Genomic DNA, 18,588 nt, shown 5'->3' with positions numbered 1-18,588 from the left:
AGCTCTGTCCGCTGTGACAATCACCAGCACGGCAATCACCGTCTTACGCGCGGGTGCGCTGACCACCATCCAGGACTGGCCCGGCCGCATCGGCTACTGGAAAGTCGGTGTGCCGCCGTCGGGTCCGATGGACGACCTCTCGTTCCGGCTCGCCAACATCGCGGTTGGCAACCCGGCATCCGCCGCCGGCCTCGAGGTCACCATGGCGGGCCCAGCGCTGCGCTTCGACGACACGGCTGTGGTCGCCGTGACCGGTGCGCCGGCCCCGGTGACCATCGACGGAAAGCCGGTGCCCCAATGGGTTCCGCTCACAGTCGACGCGGGCTCGGTTCTCGACGTGGGAGCCGTCGGATCGCTGGGCATGCGGGTCTACGTCGCCGTCGCCGGCGGCATCGACGCCGAGGAGTACCTGGGTAGCCGATCCACCTTCACCATGGGGCGGTTCGGCGGCAAGGACGGTCGGCGTCTGGAAGACGGCGATCGGCTCAGCACCACCTCGCTCCCGGAGGTGCGAACTCGTCGCCGCATCCTCTTCGACGAGCAGCCCGCATTCTCCAACGCATGGCAGCTCGGCGTCACCGTCGGCCCGCACGGTGCGCCGGAGTTCTTCACCCCCGAGGACATCGACGATCTGTTCGCCACCGCGTACGAGGTGCACTTCAATTCCGACCGCACGGGTGTGCGGCTGATCGGACCGCAGCCGCGGTGGGCGCGGACCGACGGGGGTGAGGCGGGTCTGCATCCGTCGAACATCCACGACAACGCGTATTCGGTTGGTGCGCTGGACTTCACCGGCGACACCCCGATCCTGCTCGGGCCCGACGGTCCGAGTCTGGGTGGGTTCGTGTGCCCGGTGACGGTGGCCAGCGCGGAGCGGTGGAAGCTCGGTCAGCTCAAGCCCGGTGACACGGTCAGGTTCGTCGCCGTGCGCAGTGAGCACGCGGCGTCGCCGCAGCAGGTGGGGCTCGGTCGTCGGGCAACGTTCACGTCCGTGCTGTCCACCGGCGGTGACGAGGACAATGGCATCCTCGGCACCTCGTCGACGGCCGACGGTGACACGGCTGTCACCTACCGGCGCAGCGGCGACGACAACATCCTCGTCGAGTACGGCGACATGCGTCTCGATCTCGCGCTGCGGGCCCGTGTCCATGCACTGAGTGAGCGAATCGAGGCCGAGAAGCCCAGGGGGCTCATCGATCTGACGCCCGGTATCCGGTCTCTGCAGGTCAAGGCCGACCCGGACGTGTGGTCACAGCAGCAGATGCTGGAGTGGTTGCGCGAGTGCGAATCCCAACTGCCTGCCGCGCAGGATCTGGTGGTGCCCAGCCGTACCGTGCATCTCCCGTTGTCGTGGGACGATCCGGCCACCCGGGAGGCCATCGAGCGATACATGCTGGGGGTGCGTTCTGACGCGCCGTGGTGCCCGTGGAACATCGAGTTCATCCGCCGGATGAACGGACTGGGTTCCGTCGACGACGTGTATCGCACCGTCTTTGACGCCAGCTATCTGGTGCTGGGCCTCGGGGATGTGTATCTCGGTGCGCCGGTGGCTGTTCCGCTGGACCCGCGGCACCGGTTGATCACCACCAAGTACAATCCGGCGCGCACCTGGACACCGGAGAACGCGGTCGGGATCGGCGGCGCGTACCTGTGCATCTACGGCATGGAGGGCCCGGGCGGCTACCAGTTCGTCGGCCGCACCACCCAGGTGTGGAATCACCGGCATCCGCTTCCCGCACCGGGATTCGACCCCGAGCACCCGTGGTTGCTGCGCTTCTTCGACCAGATCCGCTGGTATCCGGTCAGTGCCGAGGAGTTGCTGGACATGCGGGCCGACGTTGCGGCCGGCCGTGGTGAGTCGACCCGGATCACCGACGGTACGTTCTCGCTCGCGGAACACCAGCGGTTCCTCGACGCCAATGCCGACGACATCGTCGTCACACGGGAGGCCATGGAGATTGCGCGCGCCGAGGAGCGTCGGCGCTGGTCGCTGCAGGGCGAGTTCGCGGTCCGGGGCGACGATACTGTCGAAGGGAAAGTGGCATGAGCAGAATCGACGAGATCTTCGCTCGGATCGACGCGGCGGGTCGGCCCGAGGTGTTCATCACCGTGCGTCCGCGCGATGAGGTGGCCGCCGACTACGAGCGGTCCGTCGCCACGGGTGGCCCGCTCGCCGGAATGGTGTTGGCGGTCAAGGACAACGTCGATGTGGCGGGCCTGCCCACCACCGCCGCCTGCCCGGGATACGCCTACACGCCAGTGGTCGATGCCGACGTGGTGGCGGCGCTCCGGGCGGCGGGTGCGGTGGTGATCGGTAAGACCAATCTCGACCAGTTCGCCACCGGACTCGTCGGAACACGCAGTCCCTATGGGGCGGTGCGTGATTCGCGGCGGCCGGACCGGATCTCCGGTGGCTCGAGTTCGGGGTCGGCGGTGGCGGTGGCACTGGGTTTTGCGGACATCGCCATCGGTACCGACACCGCCGGCTCGGGTCGTGTGCCTGCCGGGCTGCAGGGAATCGTCGGGATCAAACCGACCCTCGGGGTGGTCTCGACAGCGGGCGTCGTCCCGGCCTGCGCAAGCTATGACGTGGTGACGATCTTCGCTGCCACCCTCGACCTGGCCGACGCCGCGACGAGTGCGATGGCCGCGGCCACCGGTCCGCGACCTTTCGGTCCGGCAACACTATTCGCCGCACCTGAACGCCCGGTGATCGCCGTTCCCGCCGAACTACCCGGACTCGATGATCGGTGGCGTGCCGCGTTCGCCGACGCCGTGTCACAGGCGGAAGCCGCGGGGATGGTGATCAAGCCCATCGACCTCGCGCCGTTCCTCGCGGCGGCCAAACTCCTCTACGACGATGCACTGGTCGCCGAACGTCACGCCGCTGTCGGCGATTTCGTGGACGCTGCCGATCCCGTCGAGGCCGGCCTGGACCCCACGGTGGCCGGGATCATCTCCGCTGCCAAACGTTTCAGTGCGGTCGACCTGCTCCACACCCGGCGCCGGCTGGCAGAGCTCCAGAAGGAGGCAATGGCTGAATGGGGTGATGCGACGGCCCTGATGGTCCCCACCGCGCCGATGCATCCGACGCAGGCCGAGGTGGCTGCCGATCCGGTCGGCATCAACTCGACGATGGGTACCTACACCAACTTCTGCAACATCTTCGACCTGTGCGGCGTCGCGGTTCCGGCGGGTGTCGTCGGCGAGAGTGACGGCAGCCAAGCGCAATTCGGCATCACCCTGCTCGCCCGGGCGCACCAGGATGCGGTGGTGGTCGATCTGGCCCGACGGTTCGCGGCGTCGACTGCTCCGGCGTGCGCCAGCTGGCCCGAAACCGTCTCCGACGCCGTCGAACTCGCCGTCTTCGGCGCACACATGCGCGGCGGACCTCTCACTCACGAGCTCACCGGCCGTGGTGCACGGTGGGTCGCTGAGGTGACAACCACCCCGTCGTATCGTCTTGTGGCCCTGGCTACGACGCCTCCCAAGCCGGGATTGATTCGCGACCCGGCAGCCGGCCGCGCCATCGACGGAGAGATCTGGTCGCTCTCGCCGACCGCTCTTGGTGCATTCCTGACCGACCTGCCCGAGCCGATGATGCTCGGCAAAGTGGAACTGTCCGACGGTCGTTGGGTGGTCGGCTTCGGCTGCGCGGCCGACGCCGGCAACGCGGGGGAGCGGTTGGACCGCACGCGCTGGTAGCCACCCCTCCTGCTGGTTGAGCCGCCGCCCCCTCTGCTGGTTGAGTCGGCCACCCCCCTTCCGCTGGTTGAGCCGCCGCCTCCATTTGCTGGTTGAGCCGTGTCCGCGAGGAACGAGCGGCCACGTGTCGAAACCATCCGCGACCCGACAATGTCAGCGCCCCAACATAATCCACCACCCGATAGCCGACAATCCAGAATTGTCAGACCCCTCTGACATCATAAAGGCATGTTCGAAGCGGGCCGGAATACCGACGAGGCCACCTTGGCCTGCGCCGGTGAATCCGACTTGGCCGCAGCCGCTTCGGTCTTCACGCGCGGTGAACGCCAACACATGGCGCGCAAGATTCTGGCCGCCTATCACCTCGGGGTGAAAGTCTTCGACCGCGTCATGGCCGCCGACTACGACCGCTACCGCAAAAAGATGCCCGACAAAGCCGCCGTCCGTGACGTCGCCTGGCACTTCGCGGTCCCGCCGGCCACCGCCGGACGCTGGATGGCATTGGGCGAACTACTGTCCTCACTACCCAAGATCCGGGCCGCATTCCTGGACGGAGACCTCTCTGAATCGCGGGCGTCGCTTCTTGCGCACGCCGTGATCGCACTCGACGAAACGCAATACGGCGCGGCCGAGGACGCGGCCCTCGGCTACGCCGCCGAAGCCTCCACCAACAGCGTGCTCGCCGAACAGCTCGACGAAATGGTCATCGCGCTCGACCCCGACCGCGCCGAACAAGCCCGCCACGCGTATGCCGCCCGCACCCAAGACGTCCGGTTCCGCAAAGACCTGTATGGCCAGGTCAACATCTCGGCCACCCTCGACCTCGTCGATGCCCGGACCCTGCAGGCGCGTATCAGTGCGCTGGTCGCGGTCTTCCTGTGCCGCAACGATAAGCGCCCAGCCAGTCAGCAACGCGCCGATGCCCTGGTTGCGCTCATTCATGACCGCACCACCATGGACTGCACCTGCGGCTCACCTGACTGCGCTGCCCCGGCCAACCGACCACCTGCACCCGAAGAACCCGAACCAGGTGAACCGCAATCGCAGACGCCCGGTGACGAGGACGTCGCCGACGACGGTGTGGATATCGATGCCGACGTGGACGTCATCACACCCACCCTCGACGTCGATCCCGACGCACCCCAACCCGACGAGCCGACCGAGCCCGAACCTGGCCCCGAGTCCGAGCCCGTGCCGTCGACCGAGGTCGCGCGGATGCCGGTGCGGGTGGTTGTCGAAGTGGTCACCGATGCCCTGACCCTGGCTGGGATGACCGGGCAGATGGTGCCCTACATCAAGGGCTACGGCGTCATCACCCCGGTCCACGCCCGCGAACTCGCTACCGATGCCACCTGGCAAGGCATGTACCGCGAAAGCCAACGCTTCGCCCACCGCACCGACCCCACCACTCCCGAATCAACCAGCGGTCTGCTCCGTCCCGGGCGGCCGCGACAGGGCGGAACCATCATCGTGCCCACCCACCTCACCAGCACCGACGGCGGTGGCACCGGCAGCATCGTCGTACGCTCACGCCCACCCAACCCGACCCCCATCGACACCACCGGACACGGTGGACTCCTCACACCACCACCCGGGGCGTTGGTTTACGCTCCTGCGGAGGCGTTGCGGCGCACCATCGCTCACACCGACCACCACTGCCGCGGACCCTACTGCGGCCGACCCGTGGATCAATGCCACCTCGACCACATCGTGCCGTTCAACCACGACGATCCCCTCGCGGGTGGCTGGACCATCGCCGAGAACCTGCACCCGCTGCGCATCCCGTGCCACGAATTCAAACACCTCGGTATCTGGATACCCACCATGGCCACCGGCCGGGCGATCATCTGGCGACACGTCGACTCCGGCAAGATCATCATCACCTACCCCTGAGCCTGCGTACCTGCGAAGGACGTAGCTGGTCGACCGACCCACATGCCGTCGCTGTAGTCCGGCCGGGGGATTGGGAACCAAAATTGTGTTGCCAGTCACAACTTGCGGTGAAGGAGCTTAACTAGCTTTCGTTAATGTTCCTTTAAGGAAAGTTGGACGAATGACCAGGTTGGGGCGCAACGCGATTCGGCACGCGGAGAAAGATGCACGCCGTCGCAACCGCCAGGAGAAGCGTGGGCGGCGGGTTGCAGCGAGCGTCGCCGCGTTGGCGACGGTGGCTGCCGTGGGCGCGGGGCAGGCGATGTCGCATGCGCCTGCTCAGGCGGCACCTCAGTCCGTTGTGAACCAGTTACTGGACAAGCTTGATACATATGGAGATATCAGTCTTGATCCGGCCGCCAATCTGGGTGACCTTCTCGGGACGATCATCAATAATCCGGCTTCGCAAGGGCTGCTGGATCAATGGCGTATCCAGGCGTGCGCATCGGGCGGCGCGTCTGGTGGGGCTGACTGTAGTAGCTCGACCGGGACCGGTATCGCTTTGGTCCTTCCCGATTCTCTAGAGGTCGTGCCTAACTCGGTATACGGCCCAGCCCGAGGGGTGATCAACAGTGCTCTTGTGCAGGGTGCCCTTCACCTGATTGGCATCTACTATGTGGTGCCCCCTGGGCCCGGAACCTCCGGAACCGCAACGGTTATCGGGTCAGGCTTCCAGTTCGCGGTTGCATACCGCGGCGGTGAAGCCACCGCGATTTCGTACCTACCGGTGAGTCTGGCAACGGCGGGCGCTAGCGACGGGAAGAAGGCATATGCGTTCGCCATCGTTGGTGTTGCGAACGCCTGGAATACCGGAGACCTACCCGTGACTGTGCTTGGCAGTGAGATCGATAGCATCCCCGGAGTGCAGTCCGTCGGGTGTTATGGAGGTCTCACCGGCGCGTACGCGGAGGGAGTGGGCGCATGCGCGAACGTGCTGGGGACGCTGGACTTTCGGTGGGACGCAACCAACAATCAGGTGCAGTTCGGCCTGACCGACCCTACCAAAGTGCTGTTCGATCCGACTGGTGTCGTCGGGGAGTTGATCACAAAGCTCATCGGTGGCCAGGATCTGAATTTGAGTGATCTGCTGAGCGATGACTTCGCACGCCTGACCATCTCTCCCGAAGAGTTGCTCAACGGCGACTTCCTCCGCCTGACGAGCTCCTACGGACTCACCGACCTGATCACCATCGACTGGTTGGGTCAGAAGCTGACGCTGTATCCGGAGACGACGGTCAATGGTGCGACGAGCCCCAATTACCTTGGGCTGCCACAGATCACCTTCAGCACGCTCGACACCGGTGAGATCATCCCCGTCCTCCAACTCCCCAAGTCCACGTTCCCCTTCGGCATCCCGTCCGTCGGTCCGTACGTCATCCCGAGCACCACGACCACGACCGTCAACGCGTTGTCCACCACGACCTCGGAAACCGACTCCCCGTCGTTGCTGCGCGGGGTGGCGAACACGGATAAGGTCGCCGAAACAGTAACGGACACAACGGAAACCACCGGAACACCGGAGGTGACCCCCGAGACGCCGACCCCCGAGCCGACGATCACGAACACCGACACCTCGACCTCCGACAGCGACTGCACGGATCAAACCGAGGGATACGTCGGTCGGCACCGTGCCGACAACAAGCACGACGGGTCCGGCTATCGGGGTCGGCACCGTGCCCACGAGTCGGACGACGCCACCTCCGACAACTCGACCAAGAACACGAGCACGTCCACCGATCATTCCAATGACAGCGGTGGGTCCGGCGGCAACAAGGACTCAAGCGACACCAGCGGCTCGGGCAACGGCAGCGACTCAGGCAACGGCAGTGGCTCAGGCAACGGCAGCGGCTCAGGCAACGGCAGCGACTCAGGCAACGGCAGCGACTCAGGCAACGGCAGCGGCTCCGGTGACGGCGACTCGGGCAACAGCGGTTCGGGCTCGGGCAACAGCGGTTCCGGCGACGGCAGCTAGCGGAGCCCACCGGCCGGCCCACCACTTTTCGGCACATCCACCACCCCTCCACCCGGTGGATCTGCAGAAAAGTGGTGGGTCGGTCGTCGTCTGTCGCCCGGTTACAGTGGAGACCACCGCCCCACGAGGTCCTACGCAAGGAGCGCGCCATGGAGATCGACCGGCAGAAGAGCAACGCCGTCACACAGGTCGTCCGCCAGCATCCGGGCATGAGTCTGGTCGCCATCTCGCCGGGGATCGTCGTCTTCGGCGTCGTCTGGTGGCTGACGAGCTTCTGGCTCGCCCTCATCCTGGCCGTTGTCGCCGGCGGCGTCGGCTACTACCTCCTGACGCGGAAGAGCTGACTGCTCGACGGTGTCGAGTTCGCCGGTTCCCGCCGACAGTGCCGCTACAGTGGGGTCACTGATCGGGGAAGGGAGCAGGTCCATGGCGGGGACACCCACACGGGTGAAGATGCGGCGGGCCTGACCATGTCCACCCGCGTCGACGCCTGGATCTGGGCAATTCGCCTCACCAAGACCCGCTCGGCGGCCGGCGCCGCCTGCCGGGGTGGGCATGTCCGCGTCAACGGCGCGACCGCCAAACCGGCCCAGCCGGTAGTCCCCGGCGACGAAGTCCGCGTTCGTCTCAGCGGTCGCGAACGCGTCGTGGAGGTCACCAAGACCATCAGCAAACGCGTGTCGGCGCCGATGGCCGCCGAATGCTACATCGACCGCAGTCCGCCCCCGCCGCCCCGAGAAGTCGTCGCGAGCCAACCCCGCCGCGATCGGGGAGCCGGCCGGCCCACCAAACGTGAACGGCGACAACTGGATCAGCTGCGCGGCGGCTTCCTCATCGCCCTCATCGCCGCCCTGATGCTGATCGTCGCCGGGTGCTCGAGCGACGACACACCGTCGGACCCGGCCAAACCGCCCACCCCGCAAGCTCCCGGCCGCGCCGGTGACGGCCCGTTCTTCGGCGAGTGTGGCGGCCTGACCACCGAGGAGGTCAGTTCCATCACTCGTCTCGGCGTGCTGACCAACACCATCAAGAATCCGTCCGTCTGCGAGTGGGACAGCACCGGCACCCGCACCGGGCCCGTCGCGTCCTTCAACTGGTACCGGGGATCGCCGATCGGCCGTGAACGTGCCACCGAGCAACTGTCCCGCGCCTCGACCACCGACATCGAGATCAAGGGCCACCGCGGGTTCATCGCGCACGACGCGACCGCCATCTGCGAGGTCGGGATCGAGTTCGGCGCCGACTTCTTCGAATGGTCGGTCAGTGCGGGCAGCAACTCGCCGCTGACGATCGAGCAGGTGTGCGACGCGACTCGCGAACTGTCCCGGCTGTCCATCGAGCGGGCGTCATGACCGGCCGGCGCGCACTGCGGATACCCACGGTCGTGGCAGCGGTGGCAGCCGCATCGGTCCTGCTGGGTGCCTGTACATCGAACTCCGACGACACCGCCGACCCGGGCGCACCTGCCGGACCGAGCTCACCCGGCCGCGCCGGCGACGGACCCTTCTTCGGCTCGTGCGGCGGAGTGAGCACCGACGAGGTCGTCGCCGTTACCGGCTTCGGCCCGATGGCCGTCACCGTGGAAAACACCTCGTCATGCGTCTGGGGATCCGACGAGAGAGGCACCGGCGCCGTCGCCTCGTTCAACTGGTATCGCGGGTCACCCATCGAGCGGGAACGCGCGACCGTCCAACTGACCAAGGACACCGTCGTCGACATCGAGATCAACGGCCACCGCGGCTTCATCGCCTCCAGCCCGACGATCTGCGAGGTCGGGATCGCCTTTGGCGCCGACTTCTTCGAATGGTCGGTGCGGGCGGGTCGTCGTCAAGCAGAAGGGGGACCGACCATCGATCAGATCTGCTCGGCCACAAAGCAATTGTCCCGCTACTCGATCGAGCGCGCATCATGACCACGCCGGTTCGGACACGCCGCTCGGCCCGGTTGTGGGCCACCATCGCGGCCGTTATCGTCGTGCTCGCCGCAGTGGCCGCCTGCTCGGGCGACAAGGACTCCGACACCACACCGTCGGAGAGTCAGACCGAAGGCCGCGTCGACACCGACCGCTACGACCAGGTGCTTCTGGAATGCAACATCCTGTCCCCGGATCAGATCGCCAAGGCGGTCGGCGGGACGTCGGCGTTCAGCACGTTCAACGGCGCGATCTGCCGCTGGGTGGTCAGCGGGCCGGTCATCACGAACGTGACGTTCAACTGGTTCGAATGGAACAACCTGAACGTCGAGAAGGACACCGCCAAACGCCTCGGCTACGAGACGGAGAACATCCGCATCTCCAGCCAGACCGCCTTCACCCAGCGTGACCCACGACGCCCGGCGGTCTGCGGGGTGACGGCCCGCGCGCCGAGTCGCGGCATCGTCACCTGGTGGGTCGAACCGCGGGCCGCGGCAGCCGGCGGCGACGCCTGCGCGGCGCCGATCAAACTGATGGAACTGGTGCTGACCGGTGGCCAGTGACGGGGTGCGCCGCATCCGCCGATTCGTCGCTGCGACCGTGACGTGCACGGCGATGGCGACGATCGCCACCGCCGTGTCCGGGGGTCCGGCCACAGCTGAACCGCGTTGCGCGGCAACCATCTCGACGCTGATACCGAGCCCGTCGCCCACCGGATGGGCGGAGAACATCACCTACGACGCCACCGGTGGCCTCTGGGTGACCCGCACCCTCGACAACACGGTGCAGCGCTACGACCGGAACAACCGTCTCACCGCCACGGTGCCCGTCGCGTCGCCGGGTGCCATCCGCCCCGGACCGGGTGGCGCACTGTATGTCACCTCGGGTGATTCGCCGGTCAACATGATTCCCGGAAGCCCACGCACGGGGGCGTTGCTGCGCATCGACCCCGCTGCCCCGCGCCCGGTGGCCCGCCCGGTCATCCGCGGACTCGGCATGCCCAACGGGCTCGCCTTCGACGCGCGGGGCAACGCCTACATCGCCGACGGCGCGCTCGGCGTGATCCGGCTACGACCCGACGGCAGCGTCGACCGGCGATGGTCGCGGTCGGCTCCCCAGAACCTCACACCCACCGCCACCGTCAACGGCACCGGCGTCAACGGGGCCGTCGTCGTCGGCGACACCCTGTACGTGACGCTGACGACGAGCCTGACCGGCCGGGTCCTTGCGGTGCCGCTCGATCATCCCGACCGCGTCCGCGTCGCCGCCGACCTCACCGCACCGCTGCCCGGTGTGCTCGACGACCTGACGGTGCTCGACTCCGGTAGCTCTCGGTCGCTTGTCGTCACCTCGACGCTCGGGCAACTCCACGTCGTGGACCTGCGCACCGGCACGAGGTGTGGCGTCATGCTCGGTGCGCCCCTCACCGCGGTGGCGGTGCGCCCGAACGGTCCGCGACAGCTCGCGGTGACCAGTGAGAACGGGGCGGTCTACGCGGTTACCCTGCGACGCTGAACTGGATCGGTCGGGGTGGTATCCGCTCAGGCCGGCAGCTCGGACCCGGGCAGTTTGGATACCGACACCGTCGCCGCCACCTGCTGCTCGCCGGCGTCGTCGGGGATGAGCATCCAGATCAGCAGCCGGTCACCGTCGCGCAGACGCCGCAGCGTGAGCGTCGTGCCCGGCACGATCGGGCGCAGATACTCGATGACCGCGCGGTGCGGGACGTCGACGAGGTCGGGGTGATCGATCAGCTCGTCCTCGACCGCCTCGAGGTAGGCGGCGTTGTTGAGGTGTTTGAACGGATCGAAATCGGTGCTGCGCAGTACATGCACGCGGTCGGGCAGGTCCACGTCGGCCGCCGAGGGTGCCTTGTCCGGGTTCATCGACTTCCACCGCAGCCGATGCTCATCGGTCATCGACGAGAGCATCTCGAACGCGTCGTCGGTCAGCCGCGACGGCATGCCCTGATCGTTGACGTTGATCCAGAACGCCTCGCTCTCGATCAGTCCCGGCTCCCGCGGTTCCGGATTGAACCGGTTGGTCTCATGATCGGCGGTCAGCCGGACTCGCATGTTGGTCCAGCGGGTGGAAAGCGCCCCGCACCAGCGTTGCGCGGTGAAGCCGGCGGGCCACGAGATCGGCCGGATCACGTCGATCACCGTGCGCCGCACGATCCAGAACGGGTCGGTGTCCCGGAACTCGGTGACCTCGATGTTGTCGTTGGCCACGTCCTGCAGATATCGTGCGACGGCATCGAGGCGGACCCGCATCTGCTGATCCACATCGCCGGTGCGTACCCGGTAACCTGCCTCGAAGTACCGGGCACCCTCCTTGCGCTCGGACAGCGACTGCCAGGCGGGCGTGTACATCGACTGGTCAGGGCTCGGGGCTTTCACTGCACGGGACCTCTCCTAGGACGTGGACGGCTTTCTGGTTAAGATACATTCAGGCCCGAAACTAGAACACGTTCCACGTGTTGGATTCCGAGGAAACAGCAGATGGCGCACGTGATTACCCGACCATGTTGCAACGATGCCAGTTGCGTTGCCGTGTGTCCGGTGAACTGCATCCACCCCACTCCCGACGAACCCGAGTTCTTCACCGCGGAGTCGCTGTACATCGATCCGGAGACCTGCATCGATTGCGGAGCGTGCATCGACGAATGCCCCGTCGAGGCGATCATCCCCGACGACTCGCTCGAGGAACGTGACGAGCCCTACCTGCAGATCAACGCCGACTACTACAAGGACCACGACGTTGAGGGCGGGCTGGTCCCGCCGAAGAAGGCCCCGCAGCTTCCCGACAAGGAACTGCACGTCGCCATCGTCGGGGCCGGTCCGGCGGCGTTCTATGCGGCCGAGGAACTCGTCCGCAAGCAGTCGGTGAAGGTGGACATGTTCGAGCGTCTGCCCGCGCCCTACGGCCTGGTGCGGGCCGGCGTCGCACCCGATCACGCCGCCACCAAGGGCGTGGAGAAGACCTTCGCGTCGGTCGCGGCCAAGAAGAACTTCCAGTACTTCCTCAACGTCGAGGTCGGCAAGCACATCAGCCACGACGAACTGGTGGCCCGCTATCACGCGGTCATCTACGCGGTCGGTGCGTCCACCGACAAACGGCTCGGCGTCGAGGGCGAGGATCTGCGCAACTCGTTGCCCGCGACGCAGTTCGTCGCCTGGTACAACGGCCATCCCGACTACGCCGACCTCGACGTGGACCTGTCGTCGGAGCGGGCCGTGGTGGTCGGCAACGGCAACGTCGCACTCGACGTCGCGCGCATCCTGGTCTCCGACCCGGACGAGCTGGCCAAGACCGACATCGCCGACCACGCCGTCGCGGCGCTGCGCGAGTCCAACATCTCCGAGGTGATCCTGCTCGGCCGGCGCGGCGTGGCCCAGGGCGCGTTCACCAACAGCGAGTTCCTCGCCCTCGGCGACGTCGACGGCGTCGACGTGGTGATCGATCCCGACGACCTGATCCTCGACGACGCCACCGCCGCCGCCCTCGACGACGACACCCTGGATTCGACCATCGCCACCAAGATCCGGCTGGCCCGGGAGTTCTCCGAACGTCCGCAGACCCCGGGTAACAAGCGGATCGTCTTCAAGTTCCTGACGTCGCCGGTGGAGATCGGCGGAGATGGACAGGTCGATAGGCTGACCTGTGTCCAGAACGCGTACGCCGACGGGGTCGCGGGGCGGATCGCGGTGACACCCACCGAGGAGCGCTTCGACATTGACACCGGGCTGGTGCTGCGGGCCATCGGATATCGCGGGGTGCCGGTCACCGATCTACCCTTCGATGAGGGTCGAGGAGTCGTGCCCAACACCGAGGGGCGGGTACAGGATGCCGCCGACGGTGATGTCATGCCCGGTCTGTATGTCACAGGCTGGATCAAACGCGGAGCCACCGGAGGTATCGGCATGAATCGGATGTGCGGGCACGAAACCGCGGAGTCGGTGCTGGCCGACTTCATCAACGGGAGCATCGCCGACCCGTCGAGCTCGCGTGACGACGTCGCCGACCTCGTCGCCGATCGGGGCGCGCACCGGATCGCACTCGACGGCTGGAAGGCCATCGACGCCGCGGAGAAAGCCGCCGGACGAGACGCGGGCAAGAAGCGTCTCAAGTTCGTGAGCATCACCGATTTCGAGGCCGCTGCGGCCGGAACGGGCCGGTAGGGATGCGGGTCGCATTGTTGTCCTACCGCAGCAAGCCACATTGCGGTGGGCAGGGAGTCTACGTCCGTCACCTCAGCCGCGAACTCGCGCTGCTCGGCCATCAGGTGGAGATCTTCTCGGGTGCCCCGTACCCGGAACTCGACCAGTCGGCCATCGACGCCGGCGTCACGGTCACCAAGGTGCCCAGCCTCAACCTCTACGACGAGCCAGACCCGTTCCGCACACCACGGCCGGGGGAGTACCGCGACTGGATCGACCTACTCGAGGTGGGATCGATGTGGACCGCGAGCTTCGGCGAGCCGCTGACGTTCAGCCTGCGGGTGGCGCGGTTGCTCAAGAAGCGGCGCGACGACTTCGACATCGTGCACGACAACCAGTGCCTCGGTTACGGTCTGCTCGACATCCAGAAGGCCGGCTTCCCGCTGATCGCGACCATCCACCATCCGATCACCCGTGATCGCACACTCGCGGTCAAGGCCGCCAAGGGCTGGCGCAAGATCACCGCGTGGCGCTGGCATTCCTTCCTGCGCATGCAGGGCCGGGTGTCGCGACGGATTCCGGAGCTGCTCACGGTTTCGCGTAGCAGCGAGGTCGACATCCGCAAGGCCTTCGACATCCCGTCGGGCCGCATCACCACCATCCCGCTCGGCGTCGACACCGAGGTGTTCCGGCCGCGGCCCGATCGGGTCGCCGGACGCATCGTGTGCGTGGCCAGCGCCGACGCCCCACTAAAAGGGGTGTCCTACTTGCTCGAGGCGGTTGCCAAACTGTCGGCCGAGCGCGAGGTGGAATTGGTACTGGTGTCCAAGCTGGACCCGAATGGCCCGTCCGCCATCATGATCGAGGATCTTGCGATCGGCGACCGGGTGTCGGTGGTGTCCGGCCTGGAGGATTCGGAGATCGCTGATCTGCTGGCGTCGGCCGAGGTGGCATGTGTGCCCTCGCTGTACGAGGGGTTCTCGCTGCCCGCGGTGGAGGCCATGAGTTGCGGGACACCGCTCGTCGCCACCCGTGCGGGTGCCATCCCGGAGGTCGTCGGAACCGACGAGGAGGCCGCGATCCTGGTGCCGCCCAGGGATTCCGGGCGCCTCGCCCAGGCCATCGGACGTCTGCTCGACGACGCCGCATTACGTGCACGGCTCGGTGACGGCGGCCGTCGGCGCGCCGAGGAGAACTACAGCTGGGCGGCAGTCGCGGCGAAGACCGCGGCTCACTATGAGACAGTGCTGGCCAAGACCGGACGAACCGAATCTGGACCGGCCATCGCAGGACAGGCAACCGAAGGGATAACCGAGTGCTGACAGTAGATTTCGACCGGCTGGGCGTGGGATCTGGCACCAAGGCGATCGACATCGGGGCAGGACAGGGCAGGCACTCGTTCGAGATGTTCCGGCGTGGCGCAGACGTCATCGCCTTCGACATGTCCGAGTCGGATATGGCCGACGTGGGCGAGATGTTTGACGCGATGATGGCCGAAGGTCACGTGCCCGCGTCGGCGAAGGCGCGTGCCGAGGTCGGCGACGCCCTACGACTTCCCTACGCAGACAACAGCTTCGACGTGGTGTTGATGTCGGAGATCCTGGAGCACGTGCCGTCCGACGAGGCCGCCATGGCCGAGATGGTGCGGGTGCTCAAGCCGGGCGGGCTCGCCGCGGTCACGGTGCCGCGCTACTGGCCGGAGAAGGTTTGCTGGGCACTGTCGGACGAGTACCACGAGGTGGAGGGTGGCCACGTCCGCATCTACAAGGCCTCCGAGCTGGCGGACAAACTGACCCGCGCGGGCCTCGAGGTCACCGGCACCGATCACGCCCACGCGCTGCACGCACCGTACTGGTGGCTCAAATGTGCTGTCGGCGTGGAGAACAACAACAATCTTCTGGTGAAGGGATACCACCAACTGCTGGTCTGGGACATGATGAGCAAGCCGTGGCTGACGCGGGTGGGCGAGCAGGTGCTCAACCCGGTGATCGGCAAATCGGTTGCCCTGTATCTGCGCAAGCCGCTCGACGCGTCTTCATGACGGCCCTCCCGTCGGACCCGGACGCCGATCCGGGGGCCCCGCACATCCCGGGTGTGGTGAGCGCCGAGCAGATGCTCGCCACCGGTGCGGCGATCGTCGGAATGCAGGAGGACAGCGGTGCACTGCCGTGGTTCCCGGGCGGACAGACCGACCCGTGGGATCACATCGAATCGGCAATGGCGTTGTCCGTCACCGGCTTCCACGCCGAGGCCGAGGCCGCCTACGAGTGGTCGCGGCGGACGCAGCGGGCCGACGGGTCGTGGCCGATTCGCACGGTGTGCGGGCGCATCGAAGACGACGGCGTGGACAGCAACTTCTGCGCCTACATCGCTGTCGGCGTCTGGCATCACTACCTCATCACCGGTGATTCCCGATTCCTCGAGCGCATGTGGCCGGTCGTCTGGTCGGCCATCGACTGCGTGCTCCGGTTCCGCCGGCCCGACGGCGCGTTCCGCTGGGGCGGCGACCACCACACCGGTGCCATGTTCGCCGAGGCGCAGATCACCGGTAATGCCAGTATCTTTCACGCTCTCGACTGCGCCATCCGCATCGCCGTCGAGATGGATCAGCCCGATCACGACTGGGTCGATGCGCACGCCGCCCTGGGGGACGCGATCCGCGCCGACATGGCGCGCGAGCAGTGGCAGATCTTCACGCCGCCCTCAGAACATTCCATGGACTGGTACTACCCGGTGCTCGGCGGCGCGGTCCGCGGCCGGACCGGACAGGAGCTCATCGCCCGACGCTGGGACGAGTTCGTGGTTCGCGGGCGCGGTGTGCGGTGCGTGGACCACCGCCCCTGGGTGACCGGCGCCGAGACCTGTGAGCTGGCGCTGGCGCTGGATGCGTTGGGGGACACCGCCGACGCCATCGAGCTCATCGCCTCCATCCAGCACCTCCGCGACCCCGACGGCTCCTACTGGACGGGACTGGTCTTCGCCGACGGCAAACGGTGGCCAGTCGAAAAGAGTTGCTGGACATCGGCAGCGGTCATCCTCGCCGCCGATGCCGTGAGCCGCACCAGCGTCGCCAACGGCATCTTCCGCGACGTCCGGCAACGCCTCACCCTCGCGCGCTGACCCGCCGCGGCAACGCTTTTCAAACCGGCGCGGTCTCTGCAACCCGCCAAGCCATGACAACCCTCTGTTCACCGCGCGCCGAATCAACTAGACTAGTGTCCAGTCAACCGTCTGGCATCGCAGGACGGCAGCAATGATGCGCCACTGGAGGGCCCATGGATTTCGGAATCGTGCAGTTCACCAGCGATCGAGGGCTCAAGCCACACATCCTGGCCCCGCTCATCGAGTCCGCGGGATTCGCGTCCTACTACGTGCCCGAACACGGGCACATCCCCACCCGGCGCGACGCTGCGCACCCGCGCACCGGTGACGCCTCGCTGCCCGACGACCGCTACATGCGCACTCTCGACCCCTGGACCTCGCTCGCCGCGGCCGCCGCCGTCACCGAGCGCATCCGTCTCGCGACGGCCGTCGCGCTTCCGGTGCAGTCTGATCCGATCACACTCGCCAAGACCATCGCCACGCTCGACCACATCTCCGGTGGACGTGTGACGCTGGGCGTCGGATTCGGTTGGAACCTCGACGAATTGGCCGATCACAAGGTGCCGCCCAAGCGTCGTCGAACCATGTTGCGCGAGTACCTGGAGGCAATGCACGCCCTCTGGACCGAGGAGGAAGCCGAATTCGACGGTGAGTTCGTACAATTCGGCCCCAGCTGGGCGTGGCCCAAATCGACGCAGACCCACATTCCGGTGCAGGTGGGAGCCGCCGGCAACGAGAAGAACTTCAAGTGGATCGCGCGCAGCGCCGACGGTTGGATCACCACCCCCGGCGAGGAGGACATCGAGGGATCGGTGCGGCTGCTCCAACAGATCTGGTCCGACGCCGGCCGCGACGGCGACCCGGACATCGTGGTGCTCGACTTCAAGCCGGTCCCGGAGAAGTTGGAGCGCTGGCGCGAGATCGGGGTGACCACAGTTCTTTACGGGCTACCCGACGACAGTGTCGAGCGCGCCAGTGGCTACCTCGCCAAGCTCGCCGGCAAGCTGGGTATCGCGCCCGCCGTTGTCGGCTGACATCCACGCGGGCGCTCGCGCGTGGCGGCTCAGGCCACGGGCGGCGCGGTGAGGGCGGGCATCACGTATCGGTCGAAGTACCGGCGTACCTGCTCGGGGTCGTCGGGGTCGACGGTGTCACCGGGCATGGTCCCCAGGCTGATCAGGACACGGGCCACCCATTCGGTGACCTCAGAGATGTCGTGGTCGGGATGAATTTCACCCCGGGCGACGGCGTCGTCGAGGTAGGGGCGCCAGAAGAGAGCGAGGTCGGGGATCAGGCCGCTGATACCGGCTCCGGCGCACGCGGCGAACTCTTCGGGTTCCTCGGTACGTAGGCGCAGCAGCAGGGCTCCGGGATCGTCGTATGCTCCGCGCCCGATCCGGACGCCGGCCGCGAGTTGGCCGGAGATGTGTTCGATCGACTCCAACTCGCCGCGGGCGTCGGACCAAAACGTCTCGTTCAGGCGGACGATGGCGGCTCCGATCATGGCCGGTTTGTCCGGATAGTGACGATAGAGCCAGGCCCTCGACACGCCCGCCACCTCGGCCACCTGCTGCATGGTGGTCGCGCGAATCCCCTTGTCGGCGAGCAATTTCTCCGTCGCGGCAAGGAGGCGTTCGTGAACGCCGGAAATGGGGGTATCGGTGGCCGGGAGGTCACTCACGTTGCTGCCGCCTCCCCATCTCGATGTCGAAGACCAACTGTAACAAAGGAGTGGACAGTTCTTGGAATCTGTATACAAGCCGAACGGTGTGGTGTAGACACAATGTGAATAGTGTCTACAGACG

16 protein-coding genes are annotated in these 18,588 nt (G+C 66.7%); 14 read left to right on the top strand and 2 right to left on the bottom strand.

The annotated features are described in order from the left end of the window. Positions 1-13 precede the first annotated feature (13 nt). From GBRO_RS19325 to GBRO_RS19285, 9 genes are all read left to right on the top strand, one after another. Positions 14-2,047, top strand: coding sequence for a 5-oxoprolinase/urea amidolyase family protein (locus GBRO_RS19325; protein WP_012835567.1), 2,034 nt, complete (start codon positions 14-16; stop codon positions 2,045-2,047). Further along, positions 2,044-3,705, top strand: coding sequence for an allophanate hydrolase (gene atzF / locus GBRO_RS19320; RefSeq protein ID WP_012835566.1), 1,662 nt, complete (start codon positions 2,044-2,046; stop codon positions 3,703-3,705). The genes GBRO_RS19325 and atzF overlap by 4 nt, the downstream gene beginning before the upstream one ends. Positions 3,706-3,933: 228 nt before the next feature. After that, positions 3,934-5,598 carry an HNH endonuclease gene (locus GBRO_RS19315; protein WP_012835565.1) on the top strand — a complete coding sequence of 555 codons (1,665 nt, stop codon included), beginning with the start codon at positions 3,934-3,936 and terminating at the stop codon, positions 5,596-5,598. 160 nt (positions 5,599-5,758) lie between these two features. Beyond that, a complete protein-coding gene (locus tag GBRO_RS25455) occupies positions 5,759-7,609 on the top strand; it encodes a hypothetical protein (protein WP_012835564.1) in 1,851 nt (616 codons plus the stop codon). Between the two features lie 149 nt (positions 7,610-7,758). After that, positions 7,759-7,953 carry a hypothetical protein gene (locus GBRO_RS19305; RefSeq protein WP_012835563.1) on the top strand — a complete coding sequence of 65 codons (195 nt, stop codon included), beginning with the start codon at positions 7,759-7,761 and terminating at the stop codon, positions 7,951-7,953. Between the two features lie 126 nt (positions 7,954-8,079). Continuing rightward, the gene (locus GBRO_RS19300) at positions 8,080-8,961 is read left to right on the top strand and encodes a DUF3558 family protein (protein WP_012835562.1); all 882 of its coding nucleotides are present in this window, start codon (positions 8,080-8,082) and stop codon (positions 8,959-8,961) included. Beyond that, the gene (locus tag GBRO_RS19295; RefSeq protein ID WP_012835561.1) at positions 8,958-9,521 is read left to right on the top strand and encodes a DUF3558 domain-containing protein; all 564 of its coding nucleotides are present in this window, start codon (positions 8,958-8,960) and stop codon (positions 9,519-9,521) included. Before GBRO_RS19300 ends, GBRO_RS19295 begins: the two co-directional genes overlap by 4 nt. Beyond that, complete coding sequence (locus GBRO_RS19290; protein ID WP_012835560.1) at positions 9,518-10,084, top strand: DUF3558 domain-containing protein; 567 nt, start codon at positions 9,518-9,520, stop codon at positions 10,082-10,084. The genes GBRO_RS19295 and GBRO_RS19290 overlap by 4 nt, the downstream gene beginning before the upstream one ends. Continuing rightward, positions 10,074-11,036, top strand: a complete 963-nt coding sequence (locus tag GBRO_RS19285) for an SMP-30/gluconolactonase/LRE family protein (protein ID WP_012835559.1) — start codon at positions 10,074-10,076, stop codon at positions 11,034-11,036. The genes GBRO_RS19290 and GBRO_RS19285 overlap by 11 nt, the downstream gene beginning before the upstream one ends. A gap of 26 nt (positions 11,037-11,062) precedes the next feature. On the opposite strand, the gene GBRO_RS19280 is transcribed toward GBRO_RS19285, so the two are convergent. After that, the gene (locus GBRO_RS19280) at positions 11,063-11,893 is read right to left on the bottom strand and encodes an acyl-[acyl-carrier-protein] thioesterase (RefSeq protein WP_041919984.1); all 831 of its coding nucleotides are present in this window, start codon (positions 11,891-11,893) and stop codon (positions 11,063-11,065) included. 129 nt (positions 11,894-12,022) lie between these two features. Between GBRO_RS19280 and GBRO_RS19275 the strand changes: the two genes are divergently transcribed. The 5 genes from GBRO_RS19275 to GBRO_RS19255 all read left to right on the top strand — a co-directional run bounded on the left by GBRO_RS19275 (position 12,023) and on the right by GBRO_RS19255 (position 17,817). Continuing rightward, positions 12,023-13,702 (top strand): FAD-dependent oxidoreductase, encoded by a 1,680-nt coding sequence (locus tag GBRO_RS19275; RefSeq protein WP_012835557.1) that lies wholly within the window; start codon positions 12,023-12,025, stop codon positions 13,700-13,702. Between the two features lie 2 nt (positions 13,703-13,704). Next, positions 13,705-15,003 carry a glycosyltransferase family 4 protein gene (locus tag GBRO_RS19270; RefSeq protein WP_012835556.1) on the top strand — a complete coding sequence of 433 codons (1,299 nt, stop codon included), beginning with the start codon at positions 13,705-13,707 and terminating at the stop codon, positions 15,001-15,003. Next, the gene (locus GBRO_RS19265; RefSeq protein ID WP_012835555.1) at positions 14,997-15,722 is read left to right on the top strand and encodes a class I SAM-dependent methyltransferase; all 726 of its coding nucleotides are present in this window, start codon (positions 14,997-14,999) and stop codon (positions 15,720-15,722) included. The genes GBRO_RS19270 and GBRO_RS19265 overlap by 7 nt, the downstream gene beginning before the upstream one ends. Continuing rightward, entirely contained in the window at positions 15,719-16,801 is a 1,083-nt protein-coding gene (locus tag GBRO_RS19260) for a prenyltransferase/squalene oxidase repeat-containing protein (RefSeq protein WP_012835554.1), read from the top strand. The genes GBRO_RS19265 and GBRO_RS19260 overlap by 4 nt, the downstream gene beginning before the upstream one ends. A gap of 155 nt (positions 16,802-16,956) precedes the next feature. After that, positions 16,957-17,817, top strand: coding sequence for an LLM class F420-dependent oxidoreductase (locus GBRO_RS19255; protein ID WP_012835553.1), 861 nt, complete (start codon positions 16,957-16,959; stop codon positions 17,815-17,817). Positions 17,818-17,846: 29 nt separating this feature from the next. On the opposite strand, the gene GBRO_RS19250 is transcribed toward GBRO_RS19255, so the two are convergent. Beyond that, a complete protein-coding gene (locus tag GBRO_RS19250; protein ID WP_012835552.1) occupies positions 17,847-18,464 on the bottom strand; it encodes a TetR/AcrR family transcriptional regulator in 618 nt (205 codons plus the stop codon). Positions 18,465-18,588 lie beyond the last annotated feature (124 nt).

This window comes from Gordonia bronchialis DSM 43247 (assembly GCF_000024785.1).
In the GTDB taxonomy this organism is placed as follows: domain Bacteria; phylum Actinomycetota; class Actinomycetes; order Mycobacteriales; family Mycobacteriaceae; genus Gordonia; species Gordonia bronchialis.
Note: the sequence above shows the minus strand (reverse complement) of the source record. Positions and strands in the feature narration are given on the sequence as shown.

What these genes read in the sequence shown, in the direction of transcription:
- atzF (WP_012835566.1), top strand. Translation starts at nt 2,044, where the DNA reads ATGAGCAGAATCGACGAGATCTTCGCTCGGATCGACGCGGCGGGTCGG.
- GBRO_RS19315 (WP_012835565.1), top strand. Translation starts at nt 3,934, where the DNA reads ATGTTCGAAGCGGGCCGGAATACCGACGAGGCCACCTTGGCCTGCGCC.
- GBRO_RS25455 (WP_012835564.1), top strand. Translation starts at nt 5,759, where the DNA reads ATGACCAGGTTGGGGCGCAACGCGATTCGGCACGCGGAGAAAGATGCA.
- GBRO_RS19305 (WP_012835563.1), top strand. Translation starts at nt 7,759, where the DNA reads ATGGAGATCGACCGGCAGAAGAGCAACGCCGTCACACAGGTCGTCCGC.
- GBRO_RS19300 (WP_012835562.1), top strand. Translation starts at nt 8,080, where the DNA reads ATGTCCACCCGCGTCGACGCCTGGATCTGGGCAATTCGCCTCACCAAG.
- GBRO_RS19295 (WP_012835561.1), top strand. Translation starts at nt 8,958, where the DNA reads ATGACCGGCCGGCGCGCACTGCGGATACCCACGGTCGTGGCAGCGGTG.
- GBRO_RS19290 (WP_012835560.1), top strand. Translation starts at nt 9,518, where the DNA reads ATGACCACGCCGGTTCGGACACGCCGCTCGGCCCGGTTGTGGGCCACC.
- GBRO_RS19280 (WP_041919984.1), bottom strand. Translation starts at nt 11,893, where the DNA reads ATGTACACGCCCGCCTGGCAGTCGCTGTCCGAGCGCAAGGAGGGTGCC.
- GBRO_RS19275 (WP_012835557.1), top strand. Translation starts at nt 12,023, where the DNA reads ATGGCGCACGTGATTACCCGACCATGTTGCAACGATGCCAGTTGCGTT.
- GBRO_RS19270 (WP_012835556.1), top strand. Translation starts at nt 13,705, where the DNA reads ATGCGGGTCGCATTGTTGTCCTACCGCAGCAAGCCACATTGCGGTGGG.
- GBRO_RS19260 (WP_012835554.1), top strand. Translation starts at nt 15,719, where the DNA reads ATGACGGCCCTCCCGTCGGACCCGGACGCCGATCCGGGGGCCCCGCAC.
- GBRO_RS19255 (WP_012835553.1), top strand. Translation starts at nt 16,957, where the DNA reads ATGGATTTCGGAATCGTGCAGTTCACCAGCGATCGAGGGCTCAAGCCA.